General features: G+C 35.6%; 12 protein-coding genes. 2 read left to right on the top strand and 10 right to left on the bottom strand.

Annotation, left to right across the window (positions count from 1 at the left end):
* Positions 1 to 204: 204 nt before the first annotated feature.
* From AC5YGG_RS06720 to AC5YGG_RS06710, 3 genes are all read right to left on the bottom strand, one after another.
* A complete protein-coding gene (locus AC5YGG_RS06720; RefSeq protein WP_496143729.1) occupies positions 205 to 513 on the bottom strand; it encodes a hypothetical protein in 309 nt (102 codons plus the stop codon).
* Positions 500 to 1,261, bottom strand: coding sequence for a hypothetical protein (locus AC5YGG_RS06715; RefSeq protein ID WP_496143728.1), 762 nt, complete (start codon positions 1,259 to 1,261; stop codon positions 500 to 502). The genes AC5YGG_RS06720 and AC5YGG_RS06715 overlap by 14 nt, the downstream gene beginning before the upstream one ends.
* 90 nt (positions 1,262 to 1,351) lie before the next feature.
* Entirely contained in the window at positions 1,352 to 1,774 is a 423-nt protein-coding gene (locus tag AC5YGG_RS06710) for a MarR family winged helix-turn-helix transcriptional regulator (RefSeq protein ID WP_496143727.1), read from the bottom strand.
* Between the two features lie 50 nt (positions 1,775 to 1,824).
* Here AC5YGG_RS06710 and AC5YGG_RS06705 point away from each other — a divergent pair, with 50 nt between their 5' ends.
* A complete protein-coding gene (locus AC5YGG_RS06705) occupies positions 1,825 to 4,074 on the top strand; it encodes an ATP-binding cassette domain-containing protein (RefSeq protein ID WP_496143726.1) in 2,250 nt (749 codons plus the stop codon).
* Between the two features lie 148 nt (positions 4,075 to 4,222).
* Here AC5YGG_RS06705 and AC5YGG_RS06700 read toward each other — a convergent pair whose 3' ends face one another.
* The 7 genes from AC5YGG_RS06700 to AC5YGG_RS06670 all read right to left on the bottom strand — a co-directional run bounded on the left by AC5YGG_RS06700 (position 4,223) and on the right by AC5YGG_RS06670 (position 14,679).
* Positions 4,223 to 5,263 carry a phytase gene (locus AC5YGG_RS06700; RefSeq protein ID WP_496143725.1) on the bottom strand — a complete coding sequence of 347 codons (1,041 nt, stop codon included), beginning with the start codon at positions 5,261 to 5,263 and terminating at the stop codon, positions 4,223 to 4,225.
* A 1-nt stretch (position 5,264) separates the two neighbouring features.
* Complete coding sequence (locus AC5YGG_RS06695) at positions 5,265 to 8,075, bottom strand: TonB-dependent receptor (RefSeq protein WP_496143724.1); 2,811 nt, start codon at positions 8,073 to 8,075, stop codon at positions 5,265 to 5,267.
* A gap of 114 nt (positions 8,076 to 8,189) precedes the next feature.
* On the bottom strand, positions 8,190 to 8,573 hold the full coding sequence (locus AC5YGG_RS06690) for a hypothetical protein (RefSeq protein ID WP_496143723.1): 384 nt from the start codon (positions 8,571 to 8,573) through the stop codon (positions 8,190 to 8,192).
* A 346-nt stretch (positions 8,574 to 8,919) separates the two neighbouring features.
* Positions 8,920 to 9,456, bottom strand: a complete 537-nt coding sequence (locus AC5YGG_RS06685) for a TetR/AcrR family transcriptional regulator (RefSeq protein WP_496143722.1) — start codon at positions 9,454 to 9,456, stop codon at positions 8,920 to 8,922.
* A gap of 237 nt (positions 9,457 to 9,693) precedes the next feature.
* The gene (locus AC5YGG_RS06680) at positions 9,694 to 12,624 is read right to left on the bottom strand and encodes a beta strand repeat-containing protein (protein ID WP_496143721.1); all 2,931 of its coding nucleotides are present in this window, start codon (positions 12,622 to 12,624) and stop codon (positions 9,694 to 9,696) included.
* A gap of 363 nt (positions 12,625 to 12,987) precedes the next feature.
* Positions 12,988 to 13,710 carry a hypothetical protein gene (locus AC5YGG_RS06675; RefSeq protein ID WP_496143720.1) on the bottom strand — a complete coding sequence of 241 codons (723 nt, stop codon included), beginning with the start codon at positions 13,708 to 13,710 and terminating at the stop codon, positions 12,988 to 12,990.
* Between the two features lie 87 nt (positions 13,711 to 13,797).
* Positions 13,798 to 14,679, bottom strand: a complete 882-nt coding sequence (locus AC5YGG_RS06670; RefSeq protein WP_496143719.1) for a cupin-like domain-containing protein — start codon at positions 14,677 to 14,679, stop codon at positions 13,798 to 13,800.
* A gap of 368 nt (positions 14,680 to 15,047) precedes the next feature.
* Between AC5YGG_RS06670 and putP the strand changes: the two genes are divergently transcribed.
* Positions 15,048 to 16,544, top strand: a complete 1,497-nt coding sequence (putP, locus tag AC5YGG_RS06665) for a sodium/proline symporter PutP (RefSeq protein ID WP_496143718.1) — start codon at positions 15,048 to 15,050, stop codon at positions 16,542 to 16,544.
* Positions 16,545 to 16,572 lie beyond the last annotated feature (28 nt).

The raw sequence follows: 16,572 nt of genomic DNA, 5'->3' as shown, positions 1-16,572 counted from the left end.
TTTAAACACCACGGTATTTATTTTTAACGCTAACGATCACAAAGGTATTGACAAAAAGCATTAACAATAAGAACGCAAAGGCGTTTCACTCAGCAAAATAAACTCATTGGAATTTGCTGAACGAAGTGCCATAGCGAACGGAAAAAAACTATTTTATTCTTTTTCTTTCCGTACTTTGCGTTTAATAAAGCATAAGTGTTTTTATTAAATTTTTCTATTCATCTCTTTTGCCTCATCCCAGCAAGCCACACAAAGTATTTTATAATCACAACAGGCAAACCATTCTTCCTCATCTTTCTCCGTTTCAATCTGTTGTTCTGTTTCATTACACAGATCACACCATGCATCAGGACGTCCGAGGTCTCCCGGATCAAACTCATGAAAACCCACAGGAATCCGATCCAATAGACTATGAGCAAGATGAGTACACAAAAGACCTATTTCCTGCTTTCCGTGTAAAGAACATTCAGTGTTTTTTTTGCCATTTTTAAATGAAAATTTAGGTATACTCAAAGCAGATTACTGTCTTTTTAATTGAATCATCATGGAATATAAAAATCTGATCAGCCGCATTTTCCTGGAAATCATAACCTTCAATACAGCCGATATAATCTAATAATTTCTCATTCAGGTAAGGTTTGTTGATAAGATTTTCTCCGCCAAACTTACTGTCTTCAAGACTGTTTTTCTCAATATTGAGCTCCTCAAATATTCCATACAATTTATTTTCGGCTCTTTCAGCCATATAATCCGAATGTTCATCTTTTTCCAGATCTTCAACGGTTAGCTGTCTAAGTCTTTCAAGTCTTCGAATATCATTTACAGTAAGCCCCGGTCTGTAAGAATATTTATCATACAGCTTACCGTGCTTTTTATAATAAGCTTTTTTCAGCTGATACATAGCTTCATTCATATTGTATTCAATGTCGAGATCAGAAAACTCTTCATTATATTGGTCTGGCATAATTTCATTAGAAGTTTGGAAGTAATTCCAGTCTGCATCGAATTTATATTTACCATCAATGATATCAAATCCCAGCATATCTGCTTTAGTAAACTGAGTATGATATTCTTCGCGCCCTTCTCCCACACAGCCGTCATAAATTTCTTTTACAGAAACAATATGAAGCCACTCATTTTTTGAAGAGTCAATAAGCCCGAGATTAAAAGAACAAATAGGAAGGAAATATTTTTTGTGATTTTCCAGGTCATCATAGAATACATCTTCATACGCCGGAAAAAGTCTGATCATTTCACTCATGGAATCGAAATTAATTTTTTAAATGATTTATTTAGTGTTTTACAAAGTATATTAATCAAAAATACGACTAATTAGAAAGAATCTGCAGCTTTAAAGTTTGATTTCACTCAAAACTTTGCTTAACAGATTATTAAAATGCTCAAGTTCATCCGGACTAAGGATTGCTGTAGTCTGCTGTGTAATTTTCTTTCGGAATGTTTCAGAATTTTCAACTACAAATTTCCCTTTTTCAGTAGCAGAGAGTATGAATTTTCTGCGGTCTTTTTCATCCTGTTTCTGAATAATAAAATTATTGTTTATAAGCGTTTTAAGCTGCTTTGAAACGGCAGCTGGTGTAATATTAAAAGCAGAGGATATTTCTTTTCCTGTAGACCCTTTTTTACGTAGAATGTATTCAATGATATTGTAATGAGAAGCTGTTATCCCGTTAATATCTCCTCTGTTCATATGAGCGAGAATAAGGCATTGGAAATCGGTAAAGGTGTCAAAAAATTTTTTTTCAAGAGGTTTCATGGAGTAAATTAATTAACTTAGTTAACTATTAACAAAGTTAATGATTTAAAATGGAAAAAATAGAAATTACCAATGCAAGACAGAATAATCTCAAAAATATTTCCATAAAAATACCTAAACATAAGGTTGTAGTTTTTACGGGAGTATCAGGATCAGGAAAATCATCTCTGGTATTTGAGACCATAGGTGCCGAGGCACAACGGCAGATCAATGAAACACAGAACAGCTTTATCAGAAACCGATTACAGCATTACGGTATTCCGGATGTAGATAAAATTGAAAACCTGAATGTTCCTATTATCATCAATCAGAAAAGGTTAGGAGGGAATGCACGTTCCACTGTAGGCACTGCTGCTGATATTTATGCTTCTCTGAGGCTGTTGTTTTCAAGAATGGGGCAGCCTTTTGTAGGATATTCCAATGTGTTTTCATTCAATAATCCGCAAGGAATGTGCCCGGAATGTGAAGGGCTGGGCTTTGTACAGACAGTGAATGTAAATATGCTAATTGATCTGCAGAAGTCTTTAAATGGAGGAGCTATTCAATTTCCAACCTTTCAACCCGGAGGCTGGCGCTTAACAAGATATACAGAATCCGGCTATTTTGATAATGATAAAAAGTTGAAAGATTTTACTTCCCAGGAACTAGATACTCTGTTATACGCCTCTGAACATAAACCCAAACATCCGAATAAAAATTGGGGCAAAACCGTAAAGTATGAAGGAGTTATTCCCAGGATTGAAAAAACATTTCTTAAAAAAGATTCCAAAGAAAATCTGACCAGAAAATCTGCTTTACATCATGTGGTGATCACAAAAAGTTGTCCTTCATGTGAGGGAAAACGATTAAATGATAAGATTTTAAGCTGTAAGATCAAAGGTAAAAATATTGCAGATTGTACAGCACTTTCCGTAGATGAACTATTCGGGTTTATTACTAGTTTGGAATCAGAAGCTTACGAAGTTATTCTCCATGAACTTTCTACAAAGCTGCAGAACATCATTGCGATAGGATTGCAATATCTGACTTTGGATCGAAGTACAAATACATTATCAGGAGGAGAGTCTCAACGTATAAAAATGGTGAAAAGTTTGGGGAATAGCCTGGTAGATTTACTTTATATCTTCGATGAGCCAAGTATTGGTTTACATCCTAAGGATCTTGAAAATATCAATTTTATCATACATCAGATCAAGAATAAAGGCAATTCTGTTTTGGTGGTAGAGCATGATCCGGATCTTATTAAAAGGGCAGATTGGATCATAGACATGGGACCTGGTTCCGGAAAAAATGGCGGTGAAGTAATCTATGAGGGTGATTTTACAAATTTGAAGAAATCTAAAGGGAAAACAGGAGCATACTTTAAGAAAAAAATTACGATTAAAGAAGAGTGCCAAAAACCTAAAGGATATCTTGAAATCAGAAACGCTAATCTCCATAACCTTAAAAATATAAATGTCAATATTCCATTAGGGATTATGACTGTGGTAACAGGAATAGCCGGTTCGGGTAAAAGCACATTAATTAATAAGGTATTACCTAGTTTTTATCCTGATGTAACGGTGATAGATCAGTCATTATTCACAGCAAGTGCCCGTTCTAATCTTCTGACTTATCTCAATATTTCTGATGCTGTCCGCAAACTGTTTTCTGAATCAAATAACGTTTCCGAAAAACTTTTTAGCCGAAATAGTGAAGGTGCCTGTAAAAATTGTAAAGGACTAGGAGTGGAAAAAATTGATTTGGCTTTCATGGACGATATTGAACAGCCATGTGAAGTATGCAGCGGCTCTGGTTTTGATCCGAAAGTTCTTCAGTATCAATACCATCATCAGAATATTGTAGAAGTGATGAATATGACGGTAGTAGAGGCAAAAGACTTTTTTAAAGATGAAAATATTGTCAAAAATTTTGAACTGCTCATCAAACTGGGGCTGGATTATCTCACATTAGGACAACGATTGGACAGCTTTTCCGGAGGCGAAAGACAACGTTTGAAACTTACCAGAGAACTGAAAAACACCAATCAGATTATTGTGCTTGACGAGCCAAGTACAGGGCTTCATCCAAGCGATACCCAAAAGCTATTGTCTTTTTTTAATGATCTTGTAGATCAGAATAATACGCTAATTGTTATAGAACATAACCTGGATATTATTGCCGAGGCAGATTGGATCATTGACATTGGTCCAGGTGCCGGAAAATTTGGAGGGAAGGTTTTGTTTGAAGGAACCCCTAAGGAATTACTGAAAAATAATAGGTCTTTTACTGCTGAATTTCTGAGAAAACATATTGAATAAATTTAATACAAATAGCAATATTATATAAAAAATAAACCATTAAGATTGGATTAGAAAGTTACATCCTAAATCTTAATGGTTTAAAAATATAATCTAAAACAAATATCACTAAGAGTAATAATTGTGTTATTAGTGTTGCGTTTGAAAATTATTGTTTTGCAGCTTTTACAGCCTCTAAAATCCTTTCTTCAATTATCCTCCAGTCATACAAATGAAAAACTCTGCCATTACTCATCGCAACAAACATACCTTTAGGGAATTTGGGTCCCAAATTAACATTAGTCACTTCTGAACCATCACTTTCAAGCGTTGAAACCGGTATCTCTGTAATTCTGCCTTTTGCCGGATTTTCCCTCAAATAGACATTAAACGTATCATTCTGCTGATTGGAAACCAAAATATATCCCGTGTTTTCAGAAGTAGGATAAATAGAAATTCCTTCTACATCAGATTTGAAATCACCTTGTCCGAAAACCAGAAGCTCTTCATTTCCTTTTGCCGGATCCGCATGATATTGGTGAACCCCAAACTGTTCATCGGAATAATAAATATATCCCTTTTCATCATCTACAGCGATGCTTTCAATCTCTTTCAATCCGCTGTATTTTCCAAATTTACGAACGACATCTCCTGTAATGCTTCCATTTTTTTCAGAAAGCTTATATTGCCAAAGATAACCGTCTTTAGGTCCTGATTTTCTTCCTGCAATGACAAAAATTTCTCCTGTCTGAGGATTTTTATACATCGAAACTCCCATCGGTCCACGGTCTGTTTCACCATCGAATACGGAAAACGCTCCAACCTCATTCAGTTCAGGAAGAGAATAAAGTTTTATCTTATTGGTTTCACGCTCTGTAACCGCAGCAATATCTATTTTTTTCCCATTTAAAGTAAAACCATACTCAATATCTACATTATTAGGACGTTTAAGCCCCAAAACTTTGTGTATTATTTTTCCATTGAGATCAAAAGCATATAATCCGCCATCGGTATCTTTATCGGTCCCGATGATAATACTTTTTGAAGCATCTGCCGGATTAATCCATATTGCCGGATCATCGGTGTCGTGAACTACTGTTTCGGTAATAACGGCTGGTTTTAATTTTTGTCCTAATTGTTTCTGTCCTGTACAGCTTATCACCAACGGAAAAACTGTAAGTGCTGCAATATAATGTGTTATCTTTTTCATGTTAAAAATCGAATTTTACCCCTAAGGTAAATCTTGGTCTGTAATACTCTGCCTGTGCGGTTCTGCTTTGAATTCCCTGATAATATCTTAACGGCTGATTGGTCAGATTATTGGCTTCAGCGAAAACTCTTAGTTGTTTTGTCACTTTATAGGAAGCATTCGCATCAAGGAAAAATTGTTTGTCATAATAACGGTCATCAAAGGATTTTCCACCCAGTTCATCAATATAATGAGAGGCGTAATTCATAGAAACCCTTGCCGAAAAACGTTTGTTTTCCCATGAAAGCGATCCGTTGAACATATGAGGAGCAGCTCCCGGAAAGCCTACATCGGTTCTCTCAATGCCTTCTTCATTGGTAATGCCCTTAGCTTTTGAATGGGTGTAAGTATAATTTACATAAACTCCAAGCCCTTTCCAGAAAGCCCCCGGAATGAAATCTAATTGTCTTTGTAAAGCGACTTCAAATCCGTAAATATCTACATTGTCGCCATTACGCTGCTGCATAAATTTCCAATTGCTTTCACCTGCCGGAATAGGGTTGGACTGTCCCGCAAAATCATTAGCAAAGTCGTTGGCGGTATAGTTTCTTCGTGAAAAAGTATAAATAAAATCTTTTAAGTTTTTATAAAAAATACCTCCTGAAAGGATACCCACAGATTTAAAATATTTTTCAGCCATAAAATCAAAATTATAAGCATAAGTTGCTTTCAAATTCGGGTTTCCTGCTGAAATAACCTCATCTTCCGATATTACATTAAGATAAGGAACCAGTGAATAGTAATTCGGGCGGGCAAGAGCGGTGGTAAATGCTGCACGAAGAACCAAATCCTGAACCGGAACATATTTGAAAGATACATTCGGAAGTACGTTTGTATACGTATTGGTATTGTTGATTTTTCCAACAAGATCACTTTCATTCAAAACGTAATTTCCAGTGTAGTCGATGGTCGTAGATTCAATTCTTGCTCCCACAATCATGGATAATTTATCATTGAAATCCTGATCCCAACGAATATAGCCCGCATAGATCTGTTCTTTTGCGCTGTAATTATTGGAAAGGAATTTTGATGGCTTTAATTTTCCTTTAAATAAACCTGAATTAAACAAGTCAAGACCTCCCAGATATGCCGGATCTACAAATGCTCCCGGAACATAATTTCCTGCCTGGAAATTCTTTCCGTCAAGATTTACTGTTGGTACAGAAAGCAGACTTCCCATGCTGTTGACAGGCTCAAAGGCATAAAAATCATTATCTCTTTCCTTTTCTTTTAAACGCATACGGAAACCCGTACGAAGTCTTCCTTTTTGGTCTTCAATCACAGTGAAGGGAAAACGTACATTTACTTTAGCTCCAAACTCTTTTTCCTGGGTAAAACTGTTGGCATCCGAAAGATCACTGAGTTTATAATTACCTAAATTATCAGCTGCAAGGAGATTGATCCTTGGTTTTCTAGGATCGCTGAGGTCCGGAGAGAATGTCATTTTACTGTTTTCAAACTCTATATAACGCTGATGAGGTTTGTCTTCGCTTGCGATGGCATAATTTACAGACCAGTCAAGATCCACTTTAGAACCTAATAAATGCTCTCCTCTTAAAGCATAGTTCTGAATCTTTTGTTTTTCCAGTCTCGTATTATCATTGTCCGCATCTCCGCCTTTGTTTTGCCTTGTAATGCTGCCTTTCCATCCCGTAATTTCAGACTCATCAGTATTATAAACAGGTTTTATTTTATATCCCAGCGCAAAACGATTTTCCTTGTCGTTTCTGAAGTTGTACATGGCGGAAGCATAGATTTTATTTCTGGAATTGAATTCATAATCCATATTCAAATCAAAACTATGCCTGATACGATGCTCATTATAATGGCGAACCCCCATTTTACTTATATAAACAGTTTTCGCAGCATCATTAGCCTGGCTCCATACAGGTTCTATATTGTCTGAACCAAAATTATTGTTGTTATAAGAAAAACTGAAAACAGCGCCCAGTTTTTTATCTAAAAAACGGTTTCCGTAGACAAATCCGGCTGTATAATTTCCTTTTTCACGGATTGGGTTATAACCTCCGGCAAGTGTTGCTGAAATTCTCTGCCCGTTAGGAGAAGCTCTTGTAATAAGATTTACAGAACCTCCGATAGCATCTGCATCCATATCCGGTGTCAATGTTTTATTCACCTCAATGGTTGAAATCATATCGGAAGGAATAAGGTCCATCTGAACATTACGGTTGTCTCCTTCAGCAGAAGGAATTCTGTCACCGTTCAGAGTCACAGAATTCAAGTTGGGAGCAAGTCCTCTGATGATCAGATTTCGGGCTTCTCCCTGATCATTTTGTATCGTAACTCCCGGAACTCTTTTCAAAGCATCTCCGATATTGGCATCGGGGAAACGTCCTATCTGATCTGAGGAAATTACATTGGTGATATTGGAATTGTTTTTCTGTTTGTTTAAAGCTCTTGCTTGGTTCTTTAAAGTAGCTCCTGATACTACAACTTCTGCAATGGATGTTTCTTTTTTATCAAAAACAATGTTTTGCCTTGTATTCTTCTCAGGTTCTACAATCACATTGTATTCATGCGTTCCATATCCAAGATAATCAATTTTCATAGTATAGCTTCCTGGAGGAACATTCAGGAAAACAAAATTTCCGTTGTCATCGGAAGTTGTATAGATATTTCCTGGGCTTAAGGAGATTTTAGCTCCTGGCAGGGCTATTTTGGCGTCGTCGTTAATGTTTCCGGAAAGAGTACCGGTTTGTGCATAGAAAAATAGAGAAGCACAAAATAAAACAGATGTAAAAATTTTCTTCACTTTCTTTTGATTAGATTAAAATCTTAACAAAATTAAACGACTGTTTGGAAAAAGGTTTGAAGTAAAAATTAACATTGTTTTAAGAATTGTTAATACAAGAGCGAAAGCTGTAGACTAAATTTCAGAACCCAGGTCTTTTGCTGTAATAATTCCTTCTACCAATAAGGTTAATTCATCACATTTTATAATTTTCTCATTCTCAATGGTAAATTCTGCCAATACTTTATGACAAACCTTACTGCCATCTTTTAAAACTGATTTTGCAATATGCTTGGTGAAAATGATATTTCCGTTTTCAGCATAGCTTATGATCTCTATATTTTGCTGAGCTACCTTTTCTTTGAGCTTTTTAATATGTAAAATAAATTCTTCATAGTTTAATGATTTGTGATCGACCCATTGAATATAATCTTTTGAAAAATACTTTTCAATCAATAACTGATCAAATACAGGATTTTCTAATACATCACGAAAAAGCTGCTGGATAAAATGTTTCATACGTTTGTTATTATAAGGACAAAATTACATTCATGTTTTATGAAGAAACGATAACATTTGTAAACAGTTTTCAGGGAAAGTCTTTAAATAAACCTTACAAACCTTATAGGTTTCTAAAACCTATAAGGTTTATGTCTGGCATTCAAGATCACATTCTCCATTTATAAACATCTTCAATAGGAATGGGTTATTGATCCCGATTCTGCCGGCTTGAGCATAGAAAAATGAGCTGATGGATGTGCTCCGATTAAGCATAGTCTGAACATTGCAGAATGAGTTTTCTGCAAGAAAGTAGAGTTTCGCATAGTTTTTTTAATTGCTTTTTAAATGAGTATATTTAATTTCCTTAGTGTGAAGAGGTGAGTATACTTTTTATAATGCTTTTTGATGTCTCAATTAATTCATTGGATCGATAGAGCTGGCTTGTTAATATTGAACTTTCAAACAGAAGATACACATGATCAGCTACTGTCTCATCCTGAATTTCTGTTTTGAAATATTCTCTGAGTTTATTTTTATGATAGCGTAGAATAGTATGAATTTCTACCTGGTCAGCAGGGATTTCAGATAAAATATTCAGAAAACTGCAACCCCGGAAATCTTCCTTCTCATTCATGTATATAAGAAAGTCAAACGATTTTAAAATTTTTTCTTCAAGGGTAGCGGCTTCAGATATAAACTTTTCCAGTTCAGAAACCCAATATTCATACCTTCTGTTGAGAAACTCAATGCATAAATCATCTTTTGATTTAAAATGTTGATAAAAACTCGCCTTTGATACATTGCCATCACCAATGATTTGATTAATACCGGTACGGTTATACCCTTGTCTGTGAAACAGAAGCATAGAAGTGCTTAATATCCTTTCGCGAGGTCGAGGCATAGGTTTATGTTTTTCACAAATGTAAATAAAATATGAACAGACTGGTACGTTTGTTAAAAAAATCTTAAATATTTTTTTCAGTGAATACAATAAAAAAATGACAGTGAAATTTCACTGTCATTTTCTATCAATCCCAAATCATTTTTTAAGATCTCGCTAATCAAAATTAATAGTACCACATTATTTGTAAGGGTTGCAAATATCATTTAAAGCAGAGCTTCTAAAATATTTTATAGATTAAAGATCTGTAGGTTTTGGTATAGAACCTGAACTTGCTGAACCTAATGATACAGTTTGGTCTGTGCCTATTTTAACCATAGAATTATTAATTACCAATAAGTCAAAAACCCATTCATATTGCGTTGAATTTGTTGTTAAAGGAGAGGCGTTAGGATAATCTGCATTGATTCTCCATGTCCCGTTTTGTTGAAACATATATACATTTTTATCAGATACAGTTAATTTAGATAGCTGATCCTTCGCATTGGTATTCGAATAAATTATATTATATGAGGCATTTGCTGTTGTTATATTATTTAATGAAATTCCTCCTTGATAAGTTGATGTACTGGCAGGTCTAAAAAAGGCAGCTGTGATGATTACCGTATATTCATTAGAAGGAATATTAGTATTTAAATTACTTATCCAGTCAGAATCAATTAATGAAACAGTATATCTGTATGTATTAAACGGTTTTTTTGTAGTTGCTAGTGCTTCTAAAGTACCCGTTGAAGCATTCCAGTATACAGCGTTGGAGGTGCTGCTCGGAGCAGGCATATTACTAATGCGGGCATTACCGTTTACATCTAAAGTAGCAGTTGGAGTTGTAGTCCCGATTCCCACTCTGTTATTAGCTCCGTCTACCGAAAAAGTGTTTCCTGCTACAGAGAAACCATTGGTAGCCGTACTTGTGAAAGCTAATGTATTAGCACCCTGAGTTACCGTTCTTGGACTTGTTAAAGTTCCGTTTGTATTGTAGATATTACTTGAAATGGATGCTTTATCAATCGTTTTTAAAACACCTGTCGCATCAGCAACTACAATGTTTGGTGCTGTCGCATCAGCTTGTAAACCTTCCAGTTTCACAGGATTAGAAGCTGCTTTTACATGTAAAGCATTGGTAGGAGCAGCAGTTCCCATTCCGACTCTGTTATTGGCTCCGTCTACAGAAATCGTTGTTCCTGCTACAGAGAAACCATTGGTAGCCGTACTTGTGAAAGCTAATGTATTGGTTCCCTGAGTTACCGTTCTTGGACTTGTCAAAGTTCCGTTTGTATTGTATATATTACTTGAAATGGATGCTTTATCAATCGTTTTTAAAACACCTGTCGCATCAGCAACTACAATGTTTGGTGCTGTTGCATCAGCTTGTAAACCCTCTAATTTAATAGGATCAGCTGTCGCTTTTACATGTAAAGTATTAGCAGGAGCTGTAGTTCCTATCCCCACTCTTCCGTTATTGCTGTCCGTAAGGTACATAAGCTCATTAAGGGTATTACCAACACTGAAAGAAAGGTATTTTGACTTTGCTATTCCGTTCATACCTACGTCCCCAAAGTTAATTCTGGCAATAGATCCTGGTTGTGCGCTTACATCAGACTTTATGTGAATACCAAAATTCTCCTTTCTGTTCCCATAAGACTGCCCATCTTTTCCAATATTAATTTCCAGGGCATCGGTTGTATCTGCCCATGTAGGAGCAGCATTGAAAAGTCCGGTTCCTACTACATTTAATTTTCTGGTAGGAGTTGTCGTTCCAATTCCCACTCTGTCATTAGCTGCATCTACAGAAAAGGTGCTTCCGTCTATGGAAAATGCATTGGCAGCAGTACCTGTGAAAGCTAATGTATTGGCTCCTTGTGTTACCGTTCTGTTATCTGTTAGAGAGCCATTTGTATTGTAGATATTACTTGAAATTGAGGCTTTATCAATCGTTTTTAAAACACCTGAAGCATCAGCAACTACAATGTTTGTTGCTGTCGCATCAGCTTGTAAACCTTCCAGTTTCACAGGGTTAGAAGCTGCTTTTACATGTAAAGCATTGGTAGGAGCAGCAGTTCCCATTCCGACTCTGTTATTGGCTCCATCTACAGAAATCGTTGTTCCTGCTACAGAGAAACCATTGGTAGCTGTACTTGCGAAGGCTAATGTATTGGCTCCCTGAGTTACTGTTCTTGGACTTGTCAAAGAACCGTTTGTATTGTAGATATTACTTGAAATTGAAGCTTTATCAATAGTTTTTAAAACACCGGAAGCATCAGCAACTACAATGTTTGTTGCTGTCGCATCATCCTGAAGCCCTTCCAGTTTTAAAGGGTTTGCATCGGACTTGATATGTAAAGTATTAGTAGGAGCTGTAGTTCCTATCCCCACTTTTCCGTTATTGCTGTCCGTAAGATACATAAGCTCATTGAGCGTATTACCAACACTGAAAGAAAGGTATTTTGACTTTGCTATTCCGGTCAGACCTACGTCCCCAAAGTTAATTCTGGCAATAGATCCAGGTTGTGCGCTTACATCAGACTTTATGTGAATACCAAAATTCTCCTTTCTGTTTCCGTAAGACTGCCCATCTTTTCCAATATTAATTTCCAGGGCATCGGTTGTATCTGCCCATGTAGGAGCAGCATTGAAAAGTCCGGTTCCTACTACATTTAGTTTTCTGGTAGGAGTGGTTGTCCCAATTCCGACTCTGTTATTTAAAGCATCCACAGAGAATGTATTTCCTGCTACAGAAAAAGCATTAGCCACTGTACCACTGAAGGCTAGTGTATTAGCTCCTTGGGTTACGGTTCTGGGACTTGTTAAAGAACCATTCGAATTGTAAATGTTTATAGGATTATTGGCAAGGCTTAGCCACTTTCCACCATCAAAATAATAATATCCGATACTGGTTACAGCTTCAGCTGGAGAACCGGCAGCCGGAGCAGCTCCTGAAATGTCATCAACATATAAAATAGCGCCTTTCTGATTAGCAGCATAACCAGTTTTTGCTATTAAATTAGTTCTGGAAATAATAGGCGGAATAATCCCATCAGCGGCTGTGGCTGTTGTAGGTTTTCCCGTAACCTGTAATGTTGCTGCGGGAGTGGCTGTTCCGATACCCACTTGACCAGAAGCGCTAGCTCCAAAAAGAAGTAATCCTAAAGACAAATAATTATAATTCATAAAATGTGTATTTGTTTCTGCAAATATTAACAAAACCTTTTTCCAGAGTAAGAAACAGGCGTTACTATTTGTATACACAATGTTTTAATTTGTCTACATAATCACTTGTTATGTTTTTAATTTATTGATTATTAATTGTTTATGTTTTTACGTGTATTTTGTGTGAAAAAGGATAAATGCTGTACTTCTGAAAAGCTATTCAGTATTTTATGGGAAAAAGAAGGTTTTTAATTTGTAAAAAAAGTTAAAAACTAAATTAATTTAATCAGTTTTCTTTATTTAAAAGAAAAAATTATCCTTTGAGATAGAGTGTGTACAAAATAATAGAGCTTAAATTCTATTGTTGATATCAGATATTCTCTCTTATATATAACCTTTAGCATAATAAAGCTGTATAAAAAAGAATAGTAAAGTAAAGAACCACACAACATAAGGATGGTAACGAAAATTTTCTCTGAGAATATAATGTAGTGCTTTGAATAGCTTTATAAGCCCAATAATGACCAAAATAATAAATACAAAAAAAACTATAAAAAAGATTTTGTCACGGAAATTATAAATGCCTGAGGTTGTCAACTTATCGAGATGATCTACATAAGATTGTACATTCACTGTTTGCCCAAGAAACATTACAGAAAGAATTAATATAAAAAATGGAGTAGAGGTATATACAGTGGTATAAATAAATGAAAACAGTAAGGTACGGAAGGTTGTTGTATTTACTTTCTCCTTTTTATACCATAGCAATATTACACTGAATACTACTGCTGTAAAATTGTTCATCAGAAAAATAAATAAGGCTTTTTCAACCATACTCAGCCCTTTGATTTTGGAGATAAAGCTTTGTTCGCTGCTATAATCCATCAGAAGGACAGAAACAATTACTGAGGTGTATACTGACAGTTTAATCGGGGACAGGTAATCATGAAAGCGTTCTGTTTCCTCCTTTTCCATTTCATGTACGGATAGATCATAACAACGCTTGGGGTCCTGAAACAGTTTAAAAATAGTCACAGGAACCAGCAATATTTCAATAATTATCTGCAGACAAAGCTTCTCAAAACTATCAATTAATTTTTCGAACATACACCGGGAGTTAAGGGAACAAGTTTACTATGCAATTTAAATAATTTTTAGATTGCATAGATCATAGAACCGGTGAATTATAGAGGTTTATCTTGGAAGTCCCTTCTTTAAAGCAATATTGGCATTCTCAACTGCTTTTCTTTCCTTCCAGTCCATATATCGTTTTTTGTATCTTCCTTTCATGAAGTTATCAAAATTACGCTGAACCGCCAGATTCCAAAGAGAATGAGCTTTTACTGCCCAGCTTTTATCCCAGGCACGAAGGGAAATAGAAAAGGAGCCATCCAAATATTTCATCCAGTGCCACCATCCTGTAGGCATAAATAAAGTGTCCCCGTGTTCAAGGAAACATTCGATACCTTCAATACCATCTAATGCCGGAAATTTTTCAAAGTCAGGGTTCGAAATATCATAATCTTCCAAGGCATAAGTAGCATAAGGGAGCTTATAGAGACGCGTTTTCCATTTGTATTCAAAAAGAAGAACATGTTTTCTTCCGTTAAAATGAGTATGGAAGATGTGAGGCATATCAATATCATAGTGAAGAAAGGTTACAGAACCTTTCCCTCCAAAGAACATACTTGGATATTTATCAAGGAATCCGCCCATAAGATTTTTAGGCGGGATATAATCATCTAAAAGCTTTGGTGCAAATTTAATCGGATCAAAGAAAAATATTCTAAGATCAGTAGGCTCACGTTGGATAAGGTCTACATAATCCTTGAAAGGCATTTTAGTAGTTGGCGTATTGATAGGCGCTGCCGGATCAGCCTTTGAACTGTCATATAAAGGGACTTCAACATCACCCACTACTTCTTTCATGTACTCCATTGTCCATTTTTGATAGGCAGACCACTTTCTTGCCATATTTTTGATTACTACTGGCTTACATGGTTTTAGATATTTTTCACGGAACTCTTCTTGTGAAATATCATCTACAATATCAATAGGTTTAAGGAGTATTCCCATTCGCTTCAATTATTAGGCTAAAATATTAAATATTTATGACAATGAATATAAATAACAGCGTTTATTTGGAATTATTATAAATAGTTTAAAAAAAATACAATTTAAGTCCTTGTTATGATGTAAAAAACTGTTTTAATCTGCTTTTTATGATTCAAAAATAAAGAAATTGAGACGGAAGTATGGATATCTTGTACGAATATGTTGAGAGGTAAATGATTTTAATGAAATATCGAGTATTAAATTAATCTTAAGTGCTTTTTTAATTTAAAATTATCTCTGTTTTTGCTTTTTATTGTTAAATTATTACAAAGATATAACGAATCCATTTTTCAAAAAATAGCTATATTCGGGCTTCATAAAAAAATTATATGCAAGTATACGAAGGGATTTCTGTGGGGTTGTATCTGTTGTTAATGATAGGTATAGGCGTATATTCTTATAGAAAATCGACAAGCAATTCAGAAGAATTTTTAATTGGAGGAAGAAAAATGGGAGCTGCGGTTACCGCACTTTCTGCAGGAGCTGCAGATATGAGCGGCTGGTTATTGATGGGAGTTCCGGGAGCCATGTATCTGTCTGGAATTTCCAGTTCATGGATCGCGATAGGTTTAACAATCGGGGCATTTCTCAACTATATCATTGTGGCACCACGACTCAGAATTTATACTGAGGTAGCTCAAAATGCAATTACTTTACCCGTATTTTTTGAGAACAGATTCAAAAACAAAAACCATATTCTGAAGATCACTTCTTCCATTTTTATTCTGGTATTTTTTACACTTTATACTTCTGCGGGGATGGTATCCGGTGGAAAGTTATTTGAATCTGCTTTTGGAATGGATTACACCCTAGGACTTTTATTGACAAGTCTTGTAGTAGTGCTGTACACATTTTTAGGTGGATTTCTTGCTGTGAGTCTTACTGATTTTGTTCAGGGAACCATTATGGTATTGGCATTGGTAATTGTTCCGATTGTAGCAATTACCCAGATCGGAGGAGTGGGAGAAACTATTTCACTGATTGAAGCGAAAGACCCAAAATATCTGGATCTGTTCAGAGGAACCACTACAGTAAGTATAGTATCTCTGCTTGCCTGGGGATTGGGATATTGTGGTCAGCCACATATTCTGGTACGTTTCATGGCTATTGATAAGCCAAAAGACCTTGTAAAAGCAAGGAGAATAGGAATAACATGGATGATTTTTACTGTAGCCGGTGCTTTAGCAATTGGGTTGGTAGGAATTGCTTTTTTACAGAAATTTGATGTTGAAACCATGATGAAATTTGATGGATCAAAGACGGAAGCTGAAACTATTTTCATTTATTTCTCACGTATATTATTCCATCCGTTTATTGCAGGATTCTTGCTTACCGCTATTCTTGCAGCGGTAATGAGTACTATTTCATCCCAGTTATTGGTGACTTCAAGTTCATTGACAGAGGATATTTATAAAGCTTTTCTGAATAAAAAAGCAACCTCAAAACAATTACTGATTGCCAGCAGAGTTTCCGTTTTATTGGTCGCAGTGATTGCCGTTCTTTTATCATTAGATCCGAAAGACAGCATCCTGAATCTGGTTGGTAATGCATGGGCAGGTTTCGGTTCAGCATTCGGACCACTGATTCTTTTATCTCTTTTATGGAAAAAAACAACATGGCAGGGAGGTTTTGCAGGAATGCTGGTAGGTGGAATTACTGTATTGGCTTGGGTATATCTTGAACATCCATTAAAAAATTGGTATGAGATTATTCCGGGGTTCACCCTTTCTTTACTGACTAATATTATCGTTTCATCATTCACCTATAAACCGGATGCGGTGATTGAAAGTGAATTTGATGAAGTGAAAAAAATCATGGAGGAATAATTTTGAAATCCTGAAACGAATATTTTAC

The organism is Chryseobacterium sp. CS2K3 (assembly GCF_059515185.1).
Note: the sequence above shows the minus strand (reverse complement) of the source record. Positions and strands in the feature narration are given on the sequence as shown.